This window comes from Streptomyces sp. NPDC041796, from assembly GCF_055590785.1.
This window is the reverse complement of record NZ_JBVJAH010000003.1, coordinates 1-22,277: the sequence shown is the minus strand read 5'-3', so window position 1 is coordinate 22,277 and position 22,277 is coordinate 1. Positions and strand designations below refer to the sequence as shown.

Annotated in this window: 20 protein-coding genes; 7 read left to right on the top strand and 13 right to left on the bottom strand. The window is 72.4% G+C overall.

The window, feature by feature from the left end:
* Positions 1-10: 10 nt before the first annotated feature.
* From ACZ6C1_RS06260 to ACZ6C1_RS06250, 3 genes are read right to left on the bottom strand one after another with little or no spacing between them, the layout of a single operon-like run.
* Positions 11-940 carry an MBL fold metallo-hydrolase gene (locus ACZ6C1_RS06260; protein WP_469238234.1) on the bottom strand — a complete coding sequence of 310 codons (930 nt, stop codon included), beginning with the start codon at positions 938-940 and terminating at the stop codon, positions 11-13.
* On the bottom strand, positions 937-1,473 hold the full coding sequence (locus tag ACZ6C1_RS06255; RefSeq protein ID WP_469238233.1) for a flavin reductase family protein: 537 nt from the start codon (positions 1,471-1,473) through the stop codon (positions 937-939). The genes ACZ6C1_RS06260 and ACZ6C1_RS06255 overlap by 4 nt, the downstream gene beginning before the upstream one ends.
* Before the next feature lie 51 nt (positions 1,474-1,524).
* Positions 1,525-2,310 carry an SDR family NAD(P)-dependent oxidoreductase gene (locus ACZ6C1_RS06250; RefSeq protein ID WP_469238232.1) on the bottom strand — a complete coding sequence of 262 codons (786 nt, stop codon included), beginning with the start codon at positions 2,308-2,310 and terminating at the stop codon, positions 1,525-1,527.
* Positions 2,311-2,570: 260 nt separating this feature from the next.
* On the opposite strand from ACZ6C1_RS06250, the gene ACZ6C1_RS06245 reads away from it, so the two are divergent.
* From ACZ6C1_RS06245 to ACZ6C1_RS06235, 3 genes are all read left to right on the top strand, one after another.
* Positions 2,571-3,062: an SRPBCC family protein gene (locus tag ACZ6C1_RS06245; RefSeq protein ID WP_469238231.1), complete on the top strand. Its 492-nt coding sequence runs from the start codon at positions 2,571-2,573 to the stop codon at positions 3,060-3,062.
* Positions 3,059-4,276: an acyl-CoA dehydrogenase family protein gene (locus ACZ6C1_RS06240; protein ID WP_469238230.1), complete on the top strand. Its 1,218-nt coding sequence runs from the start codon at positions 3,059-3,061 to the stop codon at positions 4,274-4,276. The genes ACZ6C1_RS06245 and ACZ6C1_RS06240 overlap by 4 nt, the downstream gene beginning before the upstream one ends.
* A 170-nt stretch (positions 4,277-4,446) precedes the next feature.
* Entirely contained in the window at positions 4,447-5,667 is a 1,221-nt protein-coding gene (locus tag ACZ6C1_RS06235; protein ID WP_469238229.1) for a cytochrome P450, read from the top strand.
* A 161-nt stretch (positions 5,668-5,828) separates the two neighbouring features.
* Here the strand turns inward: ACZ6C1_RS06235 and ACZ6C1_RS06230 are convergent, their stop codons facing one another.
* The 4 genes from ACZ6C1_RS06230 to ACZ6C1_RS06215 form a co-directional block, all read right to left on the bottom strand.
* Positions 5,829-6,602 (bottom strand): VOC family protein, encoded by a 774-nt coding sequence (locus ACZ6C1_RS06230; RefSeq protein WP_469238228.1) that lies wholly within the window; start codon positions 6,600-6,602, stop codon positions 5,829-5,831.
* 149 nt (positions 6,603-6,751) lie between these two features.
* Positions 6,752-7,288, bottom strand: a complete 537-nt coding sequence (locus ACZ6C1_RS06225) for a hypothetical protein (protein WP_469238227.1) — start codon at positions 7,286-7,288, stop codon at positions 6,752-6,754.
* Between the two features lie 61 nt (positions 7,289-7,349).
* The gene (locus ACZ6C1_RS06220; RefSeq protein WP_469238225.1) at positions 7,350-8,627 is read right to left on the bottom strand and encodes an NAD(P)/FAD-dependent oxidoreductase; all 1,278 of its coding nucleotides are present in this window, start codon (positions 8,625-8,627) and stop codon (positions 7,350-7,352) included.
* Positions 8,627-8,950: a 2Fe-2S iron-sulfur cluster-binding protein gene (locus ACZ6C1_RS06215; protein ID WP_469238223.1), complete on the bottom strand. Its 324-nt coding sequence runs from the start codon at positions 8,948-8,950 to the stop codon at positions 8,627-8,629. Before ACZ6C1_RS06215 ends, ACZ6C1_RS06220 begins: the two co-directional genes overlap by 1 nt.
* A 153-nt stretch (positions 8,951-9,103) precedes the next feature.
* Here ACZ6C1_RS06215 and ACZ6C1_RS06210 point away from each other — a divergent pair, with 153 nt between their 5' ends.
* Both ACZ6C1_RS06210 and ACZ6C1_RS06205 read left to right on the top strand, forming a co-directional pair.
* Complete coding sequence (locus tag ACZ6C1_RS06210; protein WP_469238221.1) at positions 9,104-10,579, top strand: MFS transporter; 1,476 nt, start codon at positions 9,104-9,106, stop codon at positions 10,577-10,579.
* A gap of 18 nt (positions 10,580-10,597) precedes the next feature.
* A complete protein-coding gene (locus ACZ6C1_RS06205; RefSeq protein ID WP_469238219.1) occupies positions 10,598-12,034 on the top strand; it encodes an alpha/beta fold hydrolase in 1,437 nt (478 codons plus the stop codon).
* Between the two features lie 66 nt (positions 12,035-12,100).
* Here ACZ6C1_RS06205 and ACZ6C1_RS06200 read toward each other — a convergent pair whose 3' ends face one another.
* The 6 genes from ACZ6C1_RS06200 to ACZ6C1_RS06175 form a co-directional block, all read right to left on the bottom strand.
* Entirely contained in the window at positions 12,101-13,330 is a 1,230-nt protein-coding gene (locus ACZ6C1_RS06200) for a cytochrome P450 (RefSeq protein WP_469238216.1), read from the bottom strand.
* Positions 13,331-13,382: 52 nt separating this feature from the next.
* Positions 13,383-14,147: an SDR family NAD(P)-dependent oxidoreductase gene (locus tag ACZ6C1_RS06195; protein WP_469238215.1), complete on the bottom strand. Its 765-nt coding sequence runs from the start codon at positions 14,145-14,147 to the stop codon at positions 13,383-13,385.
* A 110-nt stretch (positions 14,148-14,257) separates the two neighbouring features.
* Positions 14,258-15,430 (bottom strand): winged helix DNA-binding domain-containing protein, encoded by a 1,173-nt coding sequence (locus ACZ6C1_RS06190; RefSeq protein ID WP_469238213.1) that lies wholly within the window; start codon positions 15,428-15,430, stop codon positions 14,258-14,260.
* Between the two features lie 25 nt (positions 15,431-15,455).
* On the bottom strand, positions 15,456-16,478 hold the full coding sequence (locus ACZ6C1_RS06185) for a zinc-binding dehydrogenase (protein ID WP_469238211.1): 1,023 nt from the start codon (positions 16,476-16,478) through the stop codon (positions 15,456-15,458).
* Positions 16,475-17,863, bottom strand: a complete 1,389-nt coding sequence (locus ACZ6C1_RS06180; protein WP_469238209.1) for a cytochrome P450 — start codon at positions 17,861-17,863, stop codon at positions 16,475-16,477. Before ACZ6C1_RS06180 ends, ACZ6C1_RS06185 begins: the two co-directional genes overlap by 4 nt.
* 15 nt (positions 17,864-17,878) lie before the next feature.
* Entirely contained in the window at positions 17,879-19,000 is a 1,122-nt protein-coding gene (locus ACZ6C1_RS06175; protein ID WP_469238207.1) for an epoxide hydrolase family protein, read from the bottom strand.
* Positions 19,001-19,255: 255 nt separating this feature from the next.
* On the opposite strand from ACZ6C1_RS06175, the gene ACZ6C1_RS06170 reads away from it, so the two are divergent.
* Positions 19,256-20,284 carry a CaiB/BaiF CoA transferase family protein gene (locus ACZ6C1_RS06170; protein ID WP_469238206.1) on the top strand — a complete coding sequence of 343 codons (1,029 nt, stop codon included), beginning with the start codon at positions 19,256-19,258 and terminating at the stop codon, positions 20,282-20,284.
* A 99-nt stretch (positions 20,285-20,383) separates the two neighbouring features.
* Complete coding sequence (locus ACZ6C1_RS06165; protein ID WP_469238204.1) at positions 20,384-22,138, top strand: MFS transporter; 1,755 nt, start codon at positions 20,384-20,386, stop codon at positions 22,136-22,138.
* The last annotated feature ends 139 nt before the right edge of the window (positions 22,139-22,277 follow it).

Sequence of the window (22,277 nt, the reverse complement as noted above, 5' to 3'; positions counted from 1 at the left end):
CTCGGGTGTGTCAGGCGTGGCACGCGGGCAGCGCTCCGTGGAACGCGACCATCTCCTGGAACGAGGTGATCACGTCGATCCGCGCAGCGGGCGGCAGTCCGTCCAACTCGGCGTACGCACGGTGCAGATTGCCCACCAGACGCTCGGAGTCGATCAGCTCCTTGAACCGCCCGAGGTCCGCGCGGTGCGCCGCCTGGAGCGGGGTCAGTCCGTCCCGGACCCCCTCCTCGGCCAGCCGCTGGAGCCACCGCAGGTAGTCCTCGGTCTCGTCCAGCAACTCGGGGCCGCCGACCGGGCCGTGACCCGGCACGACCGTACGCGGGTTCAGGGCACGCATCCGGTCCAGGGCCCGCAGCGACCCGGAGATCGAACCGAAGAGCACGAAGGGCGTCACACCCGACCAGACCACGTCACCGGTGAACAGCACCGACCGCTCCGGGACCCACGCCACCACGTCGGTCGCGGTGTGCGCGGGCCCGACGTGGAGCAGCTCGGTGCGCAGGTCACCCGCGTACAGCGTGAGTGAGCCGCGGAAGGTCAGCGTGGGCAGCACCAGGGGCGTCTCGCCCCACTCCACGTCGGGCCACAGCTGCCGCAGGCCCAGCCCCGCCTCCGCCGAGTCGGCGCGGGTCCCCTCGTGGGCGACGACCACGGCGCGGGGCGTGAACTGCCCGTTGCCGAAGGTGTGGTCGCCGTGGAAGTGGGTGTTGACCACGAAGTCCGCCCCGCCCGGCGCGACGCGCTCGACCTCCGCGCGCAGCCGCCGGGCACGGGACTCGGTCGCGGCGGTGTCGACCAGGACGGTCCGGCCCTCGCCGACGACGAGCCCGGCGTTGTTCAGGCACCACCCGCCGTCCGGCTGGACGAACGCGTACACCCCGTCCGCCACCGCGCACAGCGACCCCTGGCCGCCCGTCGGCACCTCCGCCGTGGCGCTCACGCGGCGGCCTCCGCCCGAGCGGCCGGCAGCCGGGTGAAACGGCCCCGGTGGAACACCAGGGGGTCCGGGTCGCCGGCCCCGCCGGACAGGGCCACCACCCGGCCGATCAGCAGCGTGTGGTCACCGGCCTGGTGCTGGGCGTCGAGCACGCACTCGAAGTACGCCTCCGCGGACGGGATCACGGCATTGCCGGTGACGCCCTCGACGGCGGCGAGCCGCAGCATGGCGGCCTGCCCCTCGGAGCGGTCGGGCCGGCAGAACTCCTGGGCGAGGTCGCGCTGCGCCTCGGTCAGGACGTTCACCGCGAAGCTCCCCTGCTCCACCACCCGGGGACGCATCCGGCCGTCCGCCTTGACCGAGACGAGGATGAGCAGCGGGTCGAGGGAAACCGAGGTCAGGCTATTGAGGGTGATCACGGCCGTGTCGTCGGCGCTGCCCTGGGTGAGCAGCGTGACACCGGTGGGAAACCGGCCCATCGCGGACCGGAATACGGCCAGATCGGGCTCGGCGAGCATTGCGCCTGCAGCTGTCATGTTCGGGGCTCCGTCTCTGTGGGCGCGGCATGGGTGGGGGCTCGGGGCGGGTCAGTAATTGCCGAGTCCGCCGCAGACGTTCAGCGCCTGAGCGGTGATCGACGCGGCGGTGTCGGAGGCGAGGTAGCCGACCAGCCCGGCGACCTCCTCCGGGGTGGAGTAGCGGCCGAGCGGGATCTTGGCGTTGAACTTCTCCTGGATCGCCTCCTCGCTCACGCCGTAGTGACCCGCGTACCCCTGGCGTACGCGCTGCGCCATCGGCGTCTCGACGTAGCCCGGGCAGACGGCGTTCACGGTGATGCCGCTCTTGGCCAGCTCCTTGCCCACCGCCTTGGTGAAGCCGACCACACCGTGCTTCGAGGCCGAGTACGGCGCGGCGAGCTCGACGCCCTGCTTGCCCCCGGTGGACGCGATGTTGATGATCCGGCCCCAGTCGCCCTCACGCATCCGGCCGGTGCTCAGCACCTCGCGGGTGACCCGGAAGGTGCCGGTGAGGTTCGTCTCGATGACGTCGTCCCACACGGAGTCCTCCAGCTCGGCCGTGACACCGCCGCCGCCCCGGCCCGCGTTGTTGACGAGGACGTCGATGCGCCCGTACGTCTCCACCGCGGCCCGGACCGCGGTCCGTATCTGGTCGAGGGAGGTGACGTCGCACACCGCGCCGGCGACCTCCAGGCCCTCCTCGCGCAACTGCTTGACCATGGTGCGCACGCTCTCCTCGCCGCGGGCCACCCCGAACACCGCCATGCCCTGCCGGGCCAGCAGCTCGGTGACGGCGAGGCCGATCCCACTGGTCGCGCCGGTGACGAACGCCACCCGTCGTCCCGCCTGTGTCATGGTGCTCTCCCGTTCCCCTAGGTCGTGTGGTGCTGCTCTGGGTGGGGACGACCGTGACCGTGCCGCCTCGCGCGGCTCTCGACGACGGGTGGAGGCGGACCGGAGGCCGGCCTTCGAGCGGAACTCGACATGGGGCCTAGCGGCCGGCGCGAGCGTGGGGGCGTTCCGTGCGGCGACCGGTGACCGTGACCGGCCCGCCACATGCCCGGGACACCGGGCGGCAGCAGGTGACACCCGGCGAGATCGAGCGAGGAGGCCCCGTGCCCGAACAGCAGCAGACCCTTCCCGATGTACGGAAGTCGGTGACCGTGGCGGCCACGCCAGAGCACTGCTTCGCCGTCTTCACCGAGCGGCCCAAGGACTGGTGGCCCCCCACCCACATCCTGGTCAAGAAGGAGCGGGTCGGTCTCGCCTTCGAGCCGGGCGTCGGCGGCCGCTACTACGAGTGGGACGTCGACGGGACCGAGATCGCCTGGGGGCGCGTGCTCGAGTGGGAGCCGGGCCGCCGGCTCGCCATGACGTGGCGCATCGACCCCAACTGGCAGTCCATACCGGACGACGAGCGGGCCAGCGAGATCGAGGTCGACTTCGAGGCCGTGGACGAGGGCCACACCCGCGTGACCCTGGCGCACGTCAAGCTGGACAACCACGGTGAGGGCGCCGAGCGGATCTTCAAGGCGCTGGACGGGCCGAGCCCCGGCGAGACGCTGGAGCTCTTCGCCAAGGCCGTCGCGAACGGTCCCCGGCCATGAGCGGCACGGCGAACGGGACGCGCCCCGTCCAGGCCGCCGGGAACGCCGCCCCGGACCCCGCCCAGGTCGTCGTCGGGAACACCGGCGCGGGCAGTGCCCCGGCAGCCGGGCACGGCGACACGGGCCTCGGACAGGCGGCCGAGAAGGTACGCGTCCTCGCCGCCGAGCACGCCGCCGACGCGGACGCCGACCGCGCCATGAACCGCCAGGTCGTCGACGCGCTGCGCGAAGCCGGGTTCGCCCGGCACTTCGTCGCCGCCCGGTGGGGCGGCAGCGAGGGCTCGTTCGCCGAGCTGACGTCGGCGGTCATGACGGCCGGCGAGGGCTGCGCCGCCACCGCGTGGTGTGCCTCGCTGTCCGCGTACTCGGCCCGCTTCGCCGCCCATCTGCCCGAGGAGGGGCACCGGGCGCTGTGGGACGACAGCCCCGACACGGTGGTCGCCACCGCGCTGATGCCGGTCGGCCGCGCCCGGCGGACGGACGGCGGCTGGCGCCTCACCGGACAGTGGGCGTACGTCAGCGGCGTCGACTTCGCCGACTGGGTCCTGGTCTGCGCGGTCGTGCCCGGCGCGGGGGAGGGCCCGCCCACGATGCGGTTCTTCGCCCTGCCCCGCGGCACGTACACCGTGCGCCAGACCTGGGACAGCGTCGGCATGCGGGCCACCGGAAGCCACACGGTCGTCGTGGACGACGTCCTGGTGCCCGACCACCTCTCCTTCGACCGCGCGGACATGCTGACCGGCCGCAACGCCGTCTCCGGCGTGCCCGCCCACAACGTCCCCTTCCAGGCGGTCGGCGGGCTGACCTTCATCGCCCCCGTCGTCGGAGCGGCCACCGGCGCGCTCACCGCCGCCGCGGCCACGCTCACGGGCCGCAAGCGCAACCAGACCGGTGAGCTCAAACTGATCCGCGCCTCCGGCCGGATCGACGCCGCCCGGCATCTCGTCATGGAGAACGCCGGAGTGCTCGACCAGCGGCTCTTCACCCCCGAACACATGGCGCGCAACGAGCGCAACGCCACCTTCGCCGCCGAGCTCCTCCAGGAGGCCGTCGGCCTGCTGGTCGGTGCCGCGGGGACCGGCGGCCTGGGCGAGGGGCAGGCCCTGCAGCGCTTCTGGCGGGACGTCACCTCGGCGACCAGCCATGTCGCGCTGCAGTACGACACGGCCGCGCGGAAGAACTACGGGGCGGTGCTGCTCGGCCCGGAGGACTGAGCGGCGGCACGAGCGGGGGAGGGGGCGTCCGGGACAGCGTGGTCCGGGGCGCCCCCTCCTCACCTTCGGCGGCGACGGACCGGGAGGGGCTCGAGGAAGGAGCGACCTGCCCTCCATCGGCCGTTCCTAGGGTGCTGCGTGACTGTAGAGGCCCAAGCGGAGGTGTCACCATGACTGCCCCTCAGGAGACGGACGTCTTCCCCCTCACCGGCTCGACCTACCGTGGTCCCGCCCCGCGGTACGCGGAGCTGCGGGCGGAGCAGCCCGTGGTGAAGGTCCCGACGGCGGGCGGAGTGGACGCCTGGCTCATCACCCGGTACGAGGACGTGCGCCGGCTGTCGGCGGACCCGAGGCTCAGCCGCGCCCTCGCCTGCGGCCCCGGCGCGCCGCGCATCGGCGGGACGATGCACACGACACCCGAGATGATCATCTCCCTGGACTCGCCCGAGCACTCCCGCCTGCGCAAGCTCGTCGCCGGCGCCTTCACGCTGCGCCGGGTCGAGCGGATGCGGGACAACGTGCAGAAGGTCACCGACGAGCTGCTCGACGACATGCAGGCCAAGGGCGGCACCATCGACCTCGTACAGCAGCTCGCGCTGCCCCTGCCGCTGACCGTCATCGGTGAGCTGCTCGGGGTGCCGTCGGAGGACCTGCGCGCGTTCGAGAAGTGGGCGCGGGCCTTCGCCACCGTGGACGACCGGGCGGGTGGCGAGGAGTCGCTGAACGGCCTGGCGAAGCTGAGCGAGTACATCGTCGGGCTGATCGCCGACAAGCGGGCGACCCCCGCCGACGACATGCTGTCGGAGCTGATCGCCGCACGCGACAACGACGACCGGCTCAGCGAGCCGGAACTGGTCACCTTCGGCTTCACCCTCATCGGCGCCGGTTTCGACACCACGGCCAACCAGCTCGCCAACTCGGTGCTCGCCCTGCTGGCGGACGGCCAGGAGCAGTGGCGGTGGCTGGCCGAGGACCGTAGTCGTATCCCCACCGCGGTCGAGGAACTGCTGCGCCACGTCAACCTGTTCGCCACCGACACCTCCGGCTTCCCGCGCATCGCCGCCGAGGACATCGAGGTCGGCGGGGTCACCATAGAGAAGGGCGACGCGGTCCTGCTGGCGCTCGCCTCCGCCAACCGGGACGAGACCGTCTTCCCGGACGCCGACCGGCTCGACCTGGCCCGCGAGCACAACCCGCACATCTCCTTCGGCCACGGCGTCCACTACTGCCTCGGCAAGCACCTGGGGCGGATGGAGATGGAGATCGCGCTCGACGGCCTGGTGCGGCGCTTCCCCGACCTGCGGCTCGCGGTGCCGGAGAGCGAACTGCCCTGGCACAGCGGCGAGATCAACCACACGCTCACCAGCCTCCCGGTCACCTGGGGCGCGTGACATCCGCCGGCACACCCGTCCGGTCGCATCCCCGGGGGCGCCGCGTGGCTCGCGGCGCCCCCGAGGCGTGCCGGTGACGACGGCGGCGGGCGGTGGAAAGAGCCGGGCCCGGCCACCCCACGGTGGCCGGGCCCGGCTCTTTCACGCGCCGGAACGGCGGGTCAGCCCGCGTCCTTCACGGGGCCCATCACGGCGAACCGCGCGCCCTGGTCGTCGGAGACGAGCGCCGAGCGGCCGAAGGGGCTGTCGGACGGCTCGCGGCTCACGCTGCCGCCCAGTTCACGGACCTTCGTCACCGTCGCGTCGGTGTCCTCGACGGAGAAGTACACGAGCGCGTGCGCCGGGACCTCCTCCGGGATGAACGCGCCCATCTGGAGGCGGCCGGCCGTCGGCGCCTGCGCGCCGGGCGCGAACCACAGCTTGAAGTCGAACTCCGTGCCCTCCGAGATCTGCTGTCCGTTGAAGCCGAACACCGTCTCGTAGAAGGGGTCGACGTCCGCCTTGGCGCGGGTGTAGATCTCCGGCCAGAAGAAGGAGCCCGGCACGCCCTGGACCTCGAAGCCGGCTTGGGTGCCGGGCTGCCAGGCGCCGAAGGCCGCACCGCCCGGGTCGACGGCCTGGAGCACGCTGCCCGCGTCGGCGATCGGGAACGGGCCGCCCGTCACCTTGCCGCCGGCCTCCGTGATGCGGCGGGCGAGGTCCTCCACGTCGGGGGTGGAGAAGTACAGGTTCCACGCGGTGGGCGCGCCACCCTGCGCGGGAGCGAGCGCCGCCACGTTCTTGCCGTCCTTGAGGGCCGGCGTGTAGTGGCCGAACGCCTCCGCACCGGCCTCGAACGTCCAGCCGAACAGCTCGCCGTAGAAGCGCTTGCCGGCCTCCAGGTCGGCCACGGTCAGGTCCACCCAGCAGGGGGTTCCAGCATCGAATGAGGTCATGTCCTGCCTCTCTCGGTCACGTACGGGGGTACACGTCGTCACGGTCGTCCGCACCGTATCGGCGGCTTCTCGAGCCCTGGACGAGCGGCGCCCGCGTCCCGCTCGTGAGGAGCGGGGCGCGGGCGCGGGGTGGGGGGTGGGGGGAGATGTCAACGGGTCGTGGCCGAGACCCGCGTGGCGGAGCTGCTGACGGCGATGGGCCCCTGGGTGTCACCCGCGGCGGTGGTGGTGACGAAGGCGTGGGCCGCGGTCGTGAACGTGCCGCCGGTGACGCGGCCCAGGTGGACGGCCTGGACCGTGCCCAGGTACGCGCCGTCCTCACGGCCGGGGTGGGTGACGTAGAACGAGAAGGTGCCGTCGTTGCGCTCGTTCCAGAAGCCGGTCGCGCGGTACTGGGGGTTGCCGTTCGCGTCCGGCGGGCCCTCGGCCGTCAGCTTGTGGTCGGGGCGGAAGACGAATCTCGGGGTGGTGCTGCTGGTGCCGCCGTCGGGCGTTCTCACCGTCACCGTCAGGTCCCATATGCCTTCCAGCGAGGGACGCCGTGGCTTGGCGTCACCGGCCGTGGCGTTCGCCGTGCCGAAACCGACGACCGCCGCGAGCATGGCGAGCCATACGCCGACGAGGCGCAGGGTGAGGTGCCGGGTTCGGCGCCGGGGTGACGGCGGGACCGTCCGTGTCTGGTACATGGGTGCATGCCTCTCTCTGTGCGGGTCGGGTGTGGGGTATGTACAGGTGGCGGAAGTGCGGTCAGGTCGCCGACGCACCGACGACGGCGGCGGGCCGGGTCGCGGCCGGACGGGCGACGGACTTGAGGTCGAAACCCGGTCGCCGCACCTCGTCGGCCGTCAGCTCCGTACCGGAGGCGAGCAGGCGCCGGGCGATGCCGTGGTCGGCCGGGCGGTTCACCGATTCCACGCCGGTCAGCCGGCCCTCGCGGAAGCAGAACACGGAGAACCGGCCGGCGTCGGGGTCGCCCACGAGCACCGTCTCGTCGTGTCCGGCGGTCAGCCCCGCGATCTGGAGGCGCAGCGCGTACTGCTCCGACCAGAACCAGGGGACGGCCGTGTACGCAACGGGGTCGCCGCAGATTCCGGCGGCGACGCACTTGGCCTGGTCGGAGGCGTTCTGCACCGATTCCAGCCGGAGGTGACGGCCCGCGTGCGGGCTGGGGAAGCGGGCGCAGTCGCCCAGCGCGTAGATGTCGGGGTCGTCCGTACGCAGCCGGGCGTCGACGATGATGCCGTCGCCGACCTGGAGCTCGGCGAGGGTGGCCAGCTCGGTGTTGGGCAGCACACCGACGCCGACGACCACCAGGTCGGCGGGGAGGCGTTCCGCCCCGTCGAGCTCGACGACCTCCACCCGTCCGGCGGAGTCTCCCCACAGGGCGGTCACTTCGCGGTTCATCAGGACGCGGACGCCCGCGTCGGCGTGCTCCGTGAGCAGGCGCGCCGACATCACCGGGGTCAGCGCCCGCGCCAGCACACGGGCCTGGGCCTCCACCACGGTCACCTCGTGCCCGAGTTTCGTCGCGGTGGCGGCCAGTTCGAGTCCGATGAACCCCGCTCCGATCACCACGAGGCGGCGCGGCGGGCCGGTCAGCCGCTTCCGCAGGTCCTCGGCGTCGGCGAGACCGCGCAGTGTCAGCACACCGGACAGCGAGGCCGCGCCCGGTACGGGCAGCGTGCGGGGCCGGGCTCCGGTCGCGAGGACGAGGCTGTCGTACGGCAGGGTCGACCCCGTCTCCAGGAGGACGGTCCGCCTCTGCCGGTCGATCTTCGCCGCTCTGACGCCCGACATCAGTTCGATGTCCTGGGCGGCGAAGAAGGCCCGCGGGCGCAGTTCGAGCTCCCCGGCGGCCGTGTCGCCCGTGAGGAAGCCCTTCGACAGGGGCGGCCGCTGGTAGGGCAGCGCGGGTTCGTCACCTACCAGTGTGATCCGGCCGCGGTAGCCACGGCCGCGCAGCGCCGCGGCGGTGTCGAGCCCGCCCTGGCCCGCGCCGATGACGACGACTCCTCGGGCGCCCATCAGCTCTGTGCCTCCGGCAGGTGGACGACCAGCCCGTCGATCGCTTCCGAGACCGGCAGCTGGCAGCTCAGCCGGCTGTGCTCGGTGCGCTCGCAGGCCGTCCCGTACAGGACGTCGTCCTCGACGGAGTCCATGGCGGGCAACGGCAGTTCGTTGGCCTCGTCGATGTAGACGTGGCAGGTGCCGCACTGGGCGGAGCCACCGCACTGGGCCTCGATGCCCGCGATGTTGTTCAGCTTCGCACCGCGCATGACCGTGTTGGGCGCCTCGACATCGACGATGGTGACGGTGCCGCTCGGATGCTTGTACGTGATCTTGGCCATGCGCTCTCCTCTGGAGTGTCGACCGGCTTTGCGGAGATACGGCCAGGACTGTGGCGACGGCCTCTGGTGGCCCGGTGGAGCAGCCCTCGAAGCGACGGGACCACTCGACCGGACCGCTACCGGACTTCGATCGGCCGCGCCCAGCGTGCCGCCATGACTCTCGCGCGGACAACGGACACCACCGCACCTCCCGCCACGGCCCGCAGCCGGCTCCGGCTGGTCCTGGTCGCCTGCTGCCTGGGCCAGTTCATGAATGTGCTGGACGCCTCGGTGGTGAACGTGGCCCTGCCGGTCATCGCCGAGGACCTGCGCTTCGACCGGCACAACCTGCAACTGGTCAACAACGCCTACACCGTGGTCGTCTGCGGGTTCCTCCTGCTCGGCGGGCGCCTCGCCGACCTGTTCGGACAGCGCAGGATCTTCCTGTGCGGGGTCGCGCTGTTCACCCTCGCCAGTACCGTCGGCGGAGCGGCGAACGACCCCGCCACCCTTGTCCTCGCCCGCGCCTTCCAGGGCCTGGGAGCCGCCGTCATGGCACCCGCCACCCTCACCGTTCTCGGCACCACGTTCACCCGGCCGGACGCCCGCGCCAAGGCGTTCGGCTGGTGGAGCGCCGTCTCGGGTGCCGCCGGCGCCGTCGGGGTGCTGCTCGGCGGGGTCATCACCGAGTTCTTCTCCTGGCGGTGGATCCTGCTGATCAACCTGCCCATCGGTATCGCGCTGTTCGCCGCCGTGTGCTGGGTCGTGCCCGAGTCCCCGGCGCGGCAGGAGCGGCGCACCCTCGACGTGCCCGGCGCGGTGACGGTGACCCTCGGCCTGATGGCCGCCGTCCACGGGGTGTCCGAGGCCCATGTGCACGGCTGGGGCTCACCACGCGTCCTGGGACCGCTGTTGGGCGGAGCGGCCCTGCTCGCCGTGTTCCTCGTCATCCAGGCCCGGTTCGCGAAACACCCGCTGGTACCGCTCGGGATCTTCCGCAACCGCGCGGTCGCCGCCGCCAACCTCGTGGCGTTCTTCGGCATCGCCGCCCTCTTCAGCACCTTCTACTTCTTCACCCTGCTGCTCCAGCAGGTGCTCGGTTACACCCCGCTCCAGACCGGCCTCGGTTACCTGCCCCTGTCGCTGGGCATCGCGCTCGGCGGGTGGGGCATCTCCTCCGTCGTGCCGCGCGTCGGCCCCCGCCCGGTACTGATCGGCGGACTGGCCCTCTCCAGCGCGGGTCTGCTCTGGCTCGCCGGGACGGAGGCGACGGCCTCGTACACCGCCGACGTCCTCGGTCCGGTGCTGCTCCTCGGCTTCGGCATGGGCGCCGTCCTCAACGCCACCACCAACGCCGCCACCGCGGGACTCCCCGCGCACCAGGCCGGGCTGGCGTCCGGCCTGCTCAACACCACCCGCCAACTGGGGAGCGCGGTGGGCCTGGTGACCCTCGCCGCGCTCTCCACCGCCCGCATCGACGACACCGGCGCGGGCGGCACGGCCTCCCCGGACGCCCTCGCCTCCGGTTACGGGACGGCTCTGGCCGGAGCGGCACTCTTCGCCGCGGCGGGGGTCGTCGCCGCCCTGGCCGTACCGGTCAGGGAGCGATCCAGAGTGTCTCGAGGCGACACCGAGAGGCTGGCACCCTGACGAGAACGGAGGTTTGCGGTGGTCAACGAGTTCCGCACACAACGGCCGCATTGGTCGCCCGCGCCGCACGACGACACACTCGAGCACGCCACGATCGAGGTGCCCCGCGACTACGCCGACCCCGGGGGCGAGCGGATCACCCTCGCCCTCAGCCGCCGCCGCGCCACCGTGCCCGAGCGGCGGCGCGGCATCCTGCTGGCGGTCAACGGGGGCCCCGGCGGTGACTGGGGACACGGCCGGGCCCTGCCCGACAAGTACGCCGGCACCCCCTTGCACGAGGTGTACGACCTGATCGGCTTCGACCCGCGCGGAACCGGCGCCTCCACGCCCCTGCACGCCGAAGTGACCGTGCCGGCCGCGCCGTTCGACTCGCGGCCGCCCGACTCGCTGTTCCCCGTCCTCGCCGAGGACATGCGGCTGCGGGAGGAGGCGTGCGCCCGCGCGGGCGGCACGCTGCGCCCGCACATCAGCACCCGCAACACGGCCCGCGACATGGACGTCATCCGTGCCGTCCTCGGCGAGGACACCCTCAACTTCGTGGGCTACGCGTACGGCGCCTACGTCGGTGCCGTGTACGGCAGCATGTTCCCGGAGGCCCTGGACCGCAGCGTCCTCGACTCGTGCGTCAACCCCGACTGGACCTGGCGCGAACAGTTCCTGTGGCAGGGCGACGCCGTGCAGCGCAACGTCGACCAGTGGGCCGCCTGGACCGGCGCGCGGCACGGCCACTTCGGGCTCGGCACCTCCACCGCCCAGGTCCTCGCCACCGTGGAGGAAGTGGTCACCCTCCTCGAAGGGCTGAACCACGGGGCACAGCTGCGCACCCTGTTCGACGGGGCGGTGGGCAACCGCGCCGCCGACCGCGGCCAGTGGACCGAGCTGGGCATCCTGGTGGGCCGGCTGCGCGAGGCGGCCGGGGAGGGCGGCGACGGCGCCGGCGACGCGTGCCGCGGCCTGCTGGCGCAGCAGGGCACCTGGCGGCCGAGCGACAGCGAGGGCGACCTGCGGTGCGGCGTACTGGAGGCGATCACCCTGGAGCACGCCTGGCCGTCCGACCTGGAGGTCTACTACCAGGACATGCGCGACTTCCGGAAGCGGTTCCCCTACGGCTACGGAGTCCTCCGCGCCCAGCCGTGGGTCGGCGCCTTCCGTGCCTTCCAGGCCCCCGAGCCGCCCACGGTGATCACCCGGGACGGCTACCCGGCCGGCCTGGTCGTCCAGGCCGACGGCGACCCGATGGACCACTACGCGGGAGGCGTCGCCATGGCGGAGCGGCTCGGCCACCACCTCCTCACCATCGAGGACTCCGGCGAGCACGAGGTGTACGTCCTCGGCGGCAACCCGCACGTCGACACCCTGGTGCACCGGTACCTGGTGGACGGAGTCCTGCCGCCCGCCCGCACCTCCTGCCCGGGCCGTACGCCGCGGCCCGACATCCCCGCGGACGCCTCCTGAACCGCCCCCGGACGACGGGAAGGCCCGGTACCGACAGGTACCGGGCCTTCGTGGTGCCGGGTGGGGTCACCACGTGACCGGCAGCTCCCACAGCCCGTAGATCACGGCGCCTTCCTTGCGCGGGATCTCCAGGAACGGCTTGGCGAGCCGCAGCGTCGGGATGCGCTGGAACAGCTTGCTCCACACGATCTCCAGCTCCAGCCGCGCCAGGTCGGCGCCGATGCAGTGGTGCACCCCGTGCCCGAAGCCCAGGTGCTTGCGGCTGCCCCGGGTGATGTCGAGCTTCTCCGGCTCGGGGAACACCTCGGGGTCCCGGTTGGCGGCCAGCCCCAGGCACAGGATGCCGTCGCCCTTGCGGATGACCTGGCCGCCGATCTCGATGTCCTCCAGGGCCACCCGCGGCACGGCGGTGTCGCCGATGGTGGCGAAGCGGACGAGCTCCTCGACGGCCGGCCGCACCAACGACGGGTCGTTGAGCAGCAGTTCGAGCTGGTCGGGGTTCTCCAGCAGGCAGGCGGTACCCAGCGAGATCTGACTGGCCGTCGTCTCGTGGCCGCCGTTCATCAGCAGCCGGACCATGTTGAACAGGTCGCGGTCGGTGTACTCCTCGCCGGAGGCCTCGTAGTCGGCCATCGCCCGGCTGAGCAGATCCTCGCCCGGCTCGGCCTTCTTCTGCTGGATCAGATCACTGATGTACGCGTTCACCTCGACGATCGCCGCCTGCCGCTCCTCGGTGGAGCTGTGGCCGCCGAGCAGCGCCGTACCGTGCTTGATGAAGAAGTCGTGCTGGTCCTGCGGAATGCCGAGCAGCTCGCAGATCACCGTCATCGGCACCGCCAGCGAGAACACCCGGTGGAAGTCGACCGGCGGCGCCATCGTCAGCAGCTTGTCCAGGTGGTCGTCGACGATCTCCTCGATGCGCGGCCGCAGCCGCTGCACCTGACGGTTGGTGAAGGTCAGCGCCGCCTTGCGCCGGGTGTTGCTGTGGTCCTTGCCGTCGTACCCGATGAACGACGTCTCGGTCCGGTACTCCGGCGGGGCGACGAAGTAGAACGGGAAGTTGTCGTGCTTGCGTGAGGCGCTGACCCGTGGGTCGGTCAGCAGCTCCCGTATGGTCTGGTAGCCGGTGACCGTCCAGATGCGCAGGCCGGATCCGTCCAGGGTGACCTGGGAGACGTCCTTCTCGATCATCTCGGCGTATTCCTTCGGCGGCGTGAACGGGCACTGCCGCGCGTACGGGAATGTCTTGGTCTCCGCCTCCGCGAGGGCGTCCGGCTCCATGGCACTGGTTGTCACGGTTGAGTCCTTTCCGTTTCATGAGGGATCGATCGAGAAGGGGCGGACGTACCTAGCGGCCGGCGATGTCCATGCCACCGTCGACGGTGATGATCTGCCCGGTGACCAGCGAGTCGGACGGCTCGGCCAGGCGGGTGACCCAGGACGCGATGTCCTCCGCCTCGGCGACCCGGCCGAGCGGGATGGAGTGCGTCACCCCGGCGAACAGCCCCTCCACCTGTTCGTCCGACAGCCCGTTGGCGGCGTACGCCTCGGTGCGGACGAAGCCCGGGGCGACGGCGTTGACGCGGATGCCCTGCGGGGCGAGCTCGGCGGCCCAGCTCCGGGTGAAGCTGTGCACGGCGGCCTTGCTCGCGGAGTACAGCGAGCTCTCGGGTCCGGGGTTGTGGCCGCCCCGGCTGGAGATGAGGACGATGTGCCCGCCCGGGCTGCGCAGCAGCGGCAGCAGGTGCGCGGTGAGCAGGACCGGGCCCAGGACGTTGGTCTCCAGCACCTCCCGGGCCGTGCCGGCGTCGAGCGCCGCGAGGGGGGTGAAACGGAAGACACCGGCGTTCTGTACGAGCACGTCCAGGGCGCCGCCGTGCTCCCGTACCGCCTCGGAGACGGCCTCGGCGCCCACTTCCGTGGTCACATCGGCGGTGACGGGGACGATCGCCGGGTGCAGCTCCGCCACCTCGGCCAGCCGCTCCTTGCGGCGGCCGGTGATGACCACGGCGCCGGCGCCGAGGCCGGCGAAGGCCAGCGCGGTGGCCCGGCCGATGCCGGTGCCTCCTCCGGTGACGACGACGGTCCGTTCGGCAAAGGGCGTGTCCGACATGGCGACTTCCTCTCTCGGCCGGTGTATGACGGGCGGACGGATCCAGCCGCGAGCCAGTACACCGGGTCCGGCTGGGGTGCCGGTCGAGCGGACGGGGAGCGCTGTTGCGCTCAGGGCCCGTCGGTGAAGCGGACCTCGGGGGAGGGGCAGTCGTCCGCGGCGAAGGCGAGGAGCCGCATCCCCTCGGCCACCAGCTCCGACCGGTCCTTTTCCGCCAGGGGCGCGAACGGCCGCAGCACCAGCGTCGCCGTGTCACGGCCGCGTTCGAGGCGCCACATGCCGCGGACGAACCCGTCGACCAGGAAGGTCGGTCTGATCAGTCCGTTGCGGGTGAAGACCAGACGACGCCGATCCTCGGTGAGGATCCGGGACCGGTCGGCGTGCGAGAGCAGGATGTTGTCGAAGTCGGGGAGGTAGCGCACCGGTACGGGGGTGTCGGGAGCGGGCCGGGGAGCGTCGGGCAGGTCGTACAGCTCGACGCCGTTCTCGTCGCGGAAGGCGCGCAGCCGTGGCGCGAGCCGCCGTACCACCGTGCCGAGCCGGGTCATCCCGGACCAGACCTGCATGTCCTTCACGCTCGCCGGACCGAACGCGGCGAGGTACCGCACGACCGTCTCGTCCGGCGACTCGTCGTCGTCGAGGGGCCGGCCGAGCCACGCCTCGGCGGTGGTGTGCACGGCCTGTCCGCTCTCGCCCCACAGGCCCCGGGGCGGGATCTGTACGAGCGCCTCCAGGTTGCGTACGGCGTTCGCCAGGGCGAACGGGTCCTGGTCCGGGAGGTGTTCGGCGAGTGCGGTGCCGAGGCCGCCCAGCGTGAGCGGCTCCTTCTCGACCAGCTCGCGGCCGAGCGCGGCCACCCGGTTGAGGTCCAGGCCGGTCAGCTTACGGCCGAACGTGCCCTTGAGCCGGCGCTCCAGCGGGCCGCGCAGCACGGGCCGCAGCCGCAGGCAGTCCCGGGCGGTGACCAGGTGCAGGGTTCCGCGCATCAGCACGATCCGCACCACGGCCCGCTCCCGCACCAGGTCCGACAGGTCCTCGATACGGAAGTCCGCGAGTCGGGTCCACAGCCCGACGTACGGCGGGTCCGGAGCCTGTGCCTGCATCCCGACCAGGTGCTCGACGGCCTCGGAGGCCGTCATCGCCGAGCGTTCCACGAGCAACTGCCGGGCCAGCAGCGCCCGGTTCAGCGCCCTCCGGCCGAGTACGTCCCCGGCGTCCGTCATGACCGTTCCCTTCTCCTGAAGCGTGACAGCGGCGGTGCCCCGGAACGTTCCACGGGGCACCGCCGCAGCGTACGGCCGAGCGCGCTCAGCTCAGCCTGACCAGTACGGTGCCGCTGTACCGGCGCTCCATCAGCGCGACGAACGCGTCGGGCAGCGCGGGCACCCCGCCTTCGACGACCGTGTGCGGGAAGACGATGCGGCCGTCACGCAGCCACTCGCCGAACCGGTCGTTCCAGTGCTCGATCTGGTCCGGCGTGTGCAGCGTGGCGAAGCCCCGCAGGGTCAGGTCCTTGGTGATGACCGACATCAGCGGCAGCCGCGGGCTGCCCCCGTCGCCGGTCCCGTGCTGCCCCGCCAGCGCACCGCACAGCGCGAACCGCGCACCGCGTGACGCCAGCTCCACCGCGGCCTCGAACTGCTCCCCGCCGACGTTGTCGAACATCACGTCGAGGCCGTCGGGAGCCAGCTCGGCGAGCTGCTCGGCCACCGGGCCGTCGTGGTAGTCGAAGGCGGCGTCGAAGCCGAGTTCGTCGACCAGGAAGGCGATCTTCTCCTTGGAGCCCGTGCTTCCGATGACCCGCCCGGCGCCCCGCAGCCGGGCGATCTGCCCCGCCAGGGCACCGACGCCGTTGGTGGCGCCGGACACGAACACGACGTCACCCTCGCGTACGTCCGCCGTACCGACCATGCCGTGCCAGGCCGTCGGGCCCTGCGACAGGAAGTACTCCGGTCCCGGCAGCAGCGCCCGGTCCCGCTTGAAGAACTCGTGGGAGGCGCCGACGGCGTACTCCCGCCAGCCGGAGAAGTGCTCCACCAGGTCCCCCACCGCCAGGTCGGGGCTGTTGGACCTGACGACCGTGCCGACGGTCCGGCCCCACATGGCGACGCCCGGCTGGAAGACCGGGATGGGCAGCTTGGTGTCCGGGTTCATCTGGTCGCGGGCCACCGAGCCCAGCGTCATCCAGTCGTTGCGTACGACGACCTGGCCCTCCCCGGGCTCGGCGAGGGCGGACTCCCCGAGCTCGAAGTGGGCGAGGGTGACCTCCCCCTCCGGGTAGGAGGCCAGCCGGACCTCCCGGCTGGTCGCCGGCAGCTGTTCGACGGTCATGCGGTGCTCCTTGACAGTTCGACGGGAAGGGCGAGCAGGTTGTGGTTCACGTCCCCGGCCCGCCAGCACAGCTCGTGCTCGGGGACCGCGAGCCGCGCGCCGGGGTAGCGGCGGGTCAGTTCCTCGAGGGCCACGGTGAGCTCCAGGCGCGCGAGCGGGGCGCCCAGGCAGCGGTGGATGCCGTGGCCGAACGCGAGGTGGGGGTTGTCGGCCCGCCCGAAGTCGGCGCGGTCGGGGTCGGGGAAGACCGAGGAGTCACGATTGGCCGACGGGAACGCCAGGAACACGGCCTCCCCCGCGGGGATCACCACCCCGCCGACGGTCACGTCCTCGGTGGCGATCCGGGGTAGCCCCGAGGTGTCGTTGCCGTTGAGGTTCACCGTACGCAGCAGTTCCTCGACCGCGGCCGGGATCTCCTCGGGGTGCTCGCCGAGCCGGCGCCACACGTCCCGGTGGCCGGCGAGCAGCGTGACGGTGAAGTTGCCGATCTGGCCGGCGGACGAGTCGAACCCGGCGCCCAGCAGCGTGAAGCCGAGCCCGACGAGCTCCTCGAACCCGAGTCGGTCACCGCCGGGTTCGTCGCCCTGGTGGCGGTCCTCGTCGCGGTGGGTGCCGTGCGGATCGGTGCGGTGCGAGTCGGTGCCGTGCGGATCGGTGCGGTGCGTCTCGGTGCCGTGCGGATCGGTGTCGTGCTGCTCGCGTGTGGCGAGCCTCGCGGCGGCCAGCGCGGACAGGACGTCGTCGGCGGGCTCCCTCAGCTTCGCCGCGACCAGCCCGGCGATGTACGCGCCGAGCTTCTCCCCGCCCTCCGCCGACCGTTCCTCCGGAGCCGACACATCGGCGAACTGCCGTACCCAGGAGTGGAACTGGTCCCGGTCCGCCTCGGGGACGCCGAGCAGCTCGCAGATGACGGTCATGGCGAGCGGCGCCGCGAAGCCGGCCACCAGGTCGACCGGGCCCTGCCCGGCCTCCTTCTCCAGCCCGTCCAGCAACCGGCCCGCGACCTCCCGCACCCGGGGGCGCATCCCCTCGATGCGCTCGGGGGAGAAGGCCTGCTCGGCCAGGGCCCGGAGCCGGGTGTGGTCCGGCGGGTCCAACGAGATGATCATCCCGGGCGGCGCCTGGAACAGGCCGCTGAACCGCGGCGCGTCCGGAGCGTAGGAGGCGGCCCGGCTGAACCGCGGATCGCCGAGCACGCGGATCACGTCCTCGTGACGGGTCACCAGCCAGGCGTGGCCGCCGCCCTCCCAGGCCACCCGGACGACCGGCCGCTCGGCGCGCAGGCGCGCGAACAGCGGCGCGGGGCCCCGATGGCTGGAGCCGGGGAAGGGGAACGCGGGCAGCTCCGGATCGTCCTCGGCCGGCCCGGTCGGACGGAGATTCATCGACATGTCCCCCGCTCAGCGCAGCGAGCGGAAGAAGGACCGGAGCTCCCCGACGAGCAGCTCCGGCTGCTCCAGCGCGGGGAAGTGACCACCGCTCTCGTGGTCGGTCCATCGGCGCAGATCCGTGAAGCGGTGCTCGCACCAGGCGCGCGGCATCCGCGCGTCCTTCGGGAACACCGAGCAGGCGGTCGGGACGGCCACCGGGCCGAGCGCCATCCTGTTGTGGCTCTCCCAGTAGATACGGGCGGAGGACGCGCCCGTGCCGGCCAGCCACGCGAGCGTCACCACGTCGAGCAGCCGGTCGCGGGGAATGACCTTCTCCAGGTCACCGTCATGGTCGCTCCACGCCCAGTACTTCTCGGCGATCCAGGCCAGCTGGCCCACCGGCGAGTCCGTCAGCGCGTAACCGAGGGTCTGGGGGCGGGTGGCCTGCAGGACCGAGTAACCACCCTCGTTCTGCTGGAACTCCTTGAGCGCCGCGAGACCCGCGAGGTCGCGCTCGTCCAGCGTCACCTCCTCCTGCGGCGGCTTCGCGAACGGCATCGCCAGGTGGATGCCGAGCAGGTGCTCCGCGTCGATGCCGCCCAGCTCTCCGGTGATGAACGAGCCCCAGTCGACGCCATGGGCCGCGTACCGCTCGTAGCCCAGCCGCGCCATCAGCATCGCCCAGGCGGCCGCGGTGCGCTCCACCGTCCATCCGGTGGCCGTGGGCTTGTCGCTGAACGCGTACCCGGGAAGGGAGGGGCACACCACGTGGAAGGCGTCCGCCGGATCCTCCGGGTCCGTCAGCGGACCGATCAGGTCGAGGAACTCGACCACCGAGCCGGGCCAGCCATGGCTGAGCAAGAGGGGCACGGCGTCCGGGTGCGGGGAGCGCACGTGCAGGAAGTGGATGCCCAGGCCGTCGATCTCGGTACGGAACTGCGGCACCGCGTTCAGCCGCGCCTCGGTCGCCCTCCAGTCGTAGGACGTGCGCCAGTACGCGGCCAGGTCACGGAGGACATCGAGGGGCACGCCCTGCGACCAGTCGTCGACGGTCTCCGCCTCCGGCCACCGGGTGCGCGCGAGACGGTCCTTGAGGTCGGCGAGATCCGCGTCGGGGATCCCGGCCCTGAAGGGCGTGAGCGCGGTACTCATGGGTGAGCTCCTCCTGTGCTGCCGAAGGCTGTGTGCCACCGCACGCTAGGGACCGGCCCTCGAGGCGGGGTCGAACAGCCGTGCCGGGCGGGGGGCGGGCCCCCGGCCCCGACCGGTCCACGAGCGGAACGCGAGCGACCGCCCCCACCGTGCGCCGTGCCGTACCGAGCCGGTACCAGCCGGACCGGACCGGGCCGTGCCCCATCGGGCCGGGTCCGGCCGGCCGGACCGGGCCGTGACGAGGAGGAGCCTTCGATGACGCAACCCGACGCCACCGGACCGCTGCACGGGCTGAAGGTCGTGGAACTCGCGGCGATCGGCCCCGTGCCGTTCGCCTGCATGATGTTCGCCGACCTCGGCGCCGACGTCCTGCGTGTCGACCGGGCGGACGGCCGCCGGTCGTTCGCCGAGTGGCACCGGGTGCTGGACCGGGGGCGGCGCTCGACCGTCCTCGACCTGAAAGCCCCGGCAGGTGCCGATGAACTCCTCAGCCTGGTGGACCACGCCGACGTGCTCGTCGAGGGCTTCCGTCCGGGTGTGGCGGAACGGCTCGGCGTCGGCCCCGACACCTGCCTCACACGCAATCCCCGGCTGGTCTACGCCCGGATGACCGGCTGGGGACAGGACGGGCCGCTCGCCCACACCCCGGGGCACGACATCAACTACCTCGCCCTGACCGGCGCGCTGGACGCCATCGGTGAGGCGGGTGGTCCTCCCGTGCCGCCGGTGAACCTGCTGGGCGACTTCGGGGGCGGCGCGATGTTCCTCGTCGCGGGCGTGCTGGCGGCCCTGTACGAACGGGGCACGTCCGGGCGCGGCCAGGTCGTCGACGCGGCGATCGTGGACGGCACCAACGCCCTGCTCGGCATGCTCGTCGCCATGACCGGCGCCGGCGCGTGGCGGGAGGCACGCGGGGCCAACCTGCTGGACGGGGGAGCGCCGTTCTACACCTGCTACGCCTGCGCGGACGGGCGCCACGTGGCGGTCGGCGCGCTGGAGGACCGCTTCTACGCGGCCCTGCTGCACGGGCTGGACCTCGACCCGGCCGCGGTCCCGGACCGCGACGACCCCACCGAGTGGCCCGCACTGCGCCGGCTGTTCGCCGACCGCTTCCTGCGCCACGACCGTGACACCTGGGCCCGCCGTTTCGAGGCCACCGAGGCCTGTGTGACCCCCGTGCTGACGGTGACCGAAGCCGCCGCACACCCCCACCACCGGGCGCGAGGCAGCCGCCCCGCCGCTCCCGCTCCCCGCTTCAGCCGCACTCCAGCGGAACTCCACTGACCGCCGTCATTCTGCGTATCGACGCTCACGGCCTTCGGCCGGTCCGCCGGTTCCCCCCGGAATCCCCCGATACCCCCCCAAGTATCAGAGAGGTACACCATGGCTATTTCGTCCGAGCAGGCACCGTCCGTGGAGACGGAGGTGGAGAGGTTAACGACGGGCGCGGATGCGGCGGCCGACACGGTGAAGCTCGACCCGAAGCGCTGGGCGGCGCTGCTGGTCCTGCTCGTGTCCGCCTTCATGGATCTGCTGGACGGCACGATCGCCAACGTGGCGGCGCCCTCGATGCAGCAGGAGCTGGCGGCCGGCTACTCGGCCATCCAGTGGGTTCTGGTGGGGTACCAGCTCGCCTTCGCCCTCACCCTGATCCTGGGCGGACGGCTGGGTGACATCTTCGGACGCAAGAGGATGTTCCTCATCGGTGTCGCCGGCTTCACGCTGACCTCCCTGACGGCGGGGCTCGCCCAGGAACCCTGGCAGCTCGTGATCTCGCGCGTCCTCCAGGGAGCGTTCTCCGGCATCATGGTGCCGCAGGTGCTGTCGATCATCCACGTGACGTTCTCCGACAAGGAGCGCGGCACGGCCTTCGCCCTGCACGGCCTGGTCGGCGGTCTCGCCGCCACCCTGGGCCTCGCGCTGGGCGGCCTGATGGTCGAGTGGGACCTCTTCGGCCTGAGCTGGCGGCTGATCTTCCTGATCAACGTGCCGATCGGTCTCCTCGGCCTGCTGTACGGCTCCAAGGTGATCACCGAGTCCAAGGCGCCGCAGGCCCTCAGGCTCGACATGCTGGGTCTCGTCCTGGCCACCGGCGGTCTGGTCATGCTCGTCTACCCGCTGCTCCAGGGCCGCGAACTGGGCTGGCCGGCGTGGGGTTACGCCTCCATGATCGCGTCGCTGCCGGTGCTCCTCGGGTTCGTCGCCTGGCAGCGCCGCAAGTCCCGCAAGGACGGCTCGCCGCTGGTGGAGCTCGGCCTGTTCCGCACCCGCAGCTTCTCCTCCGGCCTCGCCGTGAACCTGATCTTCTACATCGGCATGGGCATGTTCACCATCGGCTGGACGCTGTACATGCAGATCGGTCAGGGCTGGTCCCCGATGCGCGCCGGCCTCACCAGCCTGCCGTTCTGCATCGGCGCCTTCCTCACCGCCACCTCGTCGGTGATGATCCTGGTGCCCAAGTTCGGCCGCAAGGCGATGCAGGTCGGCGCGGTCGTCCTGGTCGCGGGCCTCGGCTCGTACATCTGGGTCGCCGGTGAGTACGGCAGCGACGTGACCTCCTGGCACCTCGTCGTCCCGCTGTTCCTGATCGGCCTGGGCTTCGGCACGGTCGCCACCCCGCTTCCGCTGATCGTCACCTCCGAGGTGCCGCACAAGGACGCCGGTTCCGCGTCGGGCCTGGTCAACACCAACACCCAGCTCGGCTTCGCCATCGGCGGCGCCCTGGTGAGCGTGGTCTTCTTCGGCGGGCTCGCCGGCAACACCGGCGCCGGTGTCGACCAGCAGGTCCCGCAGCTGCGCCAGGACCTGGTCGCCACCGCCGGGGTCACCCCCGGCGAGGCGGACGCGGTCATCGCCGCCTACCGGACCTGCTCCGTGGACCGCGCCGGTGAGAAGGACCTCGCCACCGTCCCGGAGAGCTGCACCGCGGCCCCGCTGACGGACGAGAAGGTCGCCTCCGTCCTGGCCGGTTACCAGAAGGACGCCACCGGCACCTCCTTCGCGGCCAGCTTCCAGACGCTGCTGTGGGTGTTCATCGGCGTCACCGCGGTGGTGTTCCTGCTGATGTTCTCCATCCCCCGCAGGCTGCGGCAGGAGGGTGAAGCGGCGCCCGAGGCCCAAGGGGCCGCGGTCTCCTGACCCCACCGCCCCCGCGACGGGGGGGGGGGGGGGGGGGGGGGGGGGGGGGGGGGGGGGGGGGGGGGGGGGGGGGGGGGGGGGGGGGGGGGGGGGGGGGGGGGGGGGAGGTGGCGCGCGGCGTACGGCGGGTGGCGTGCGG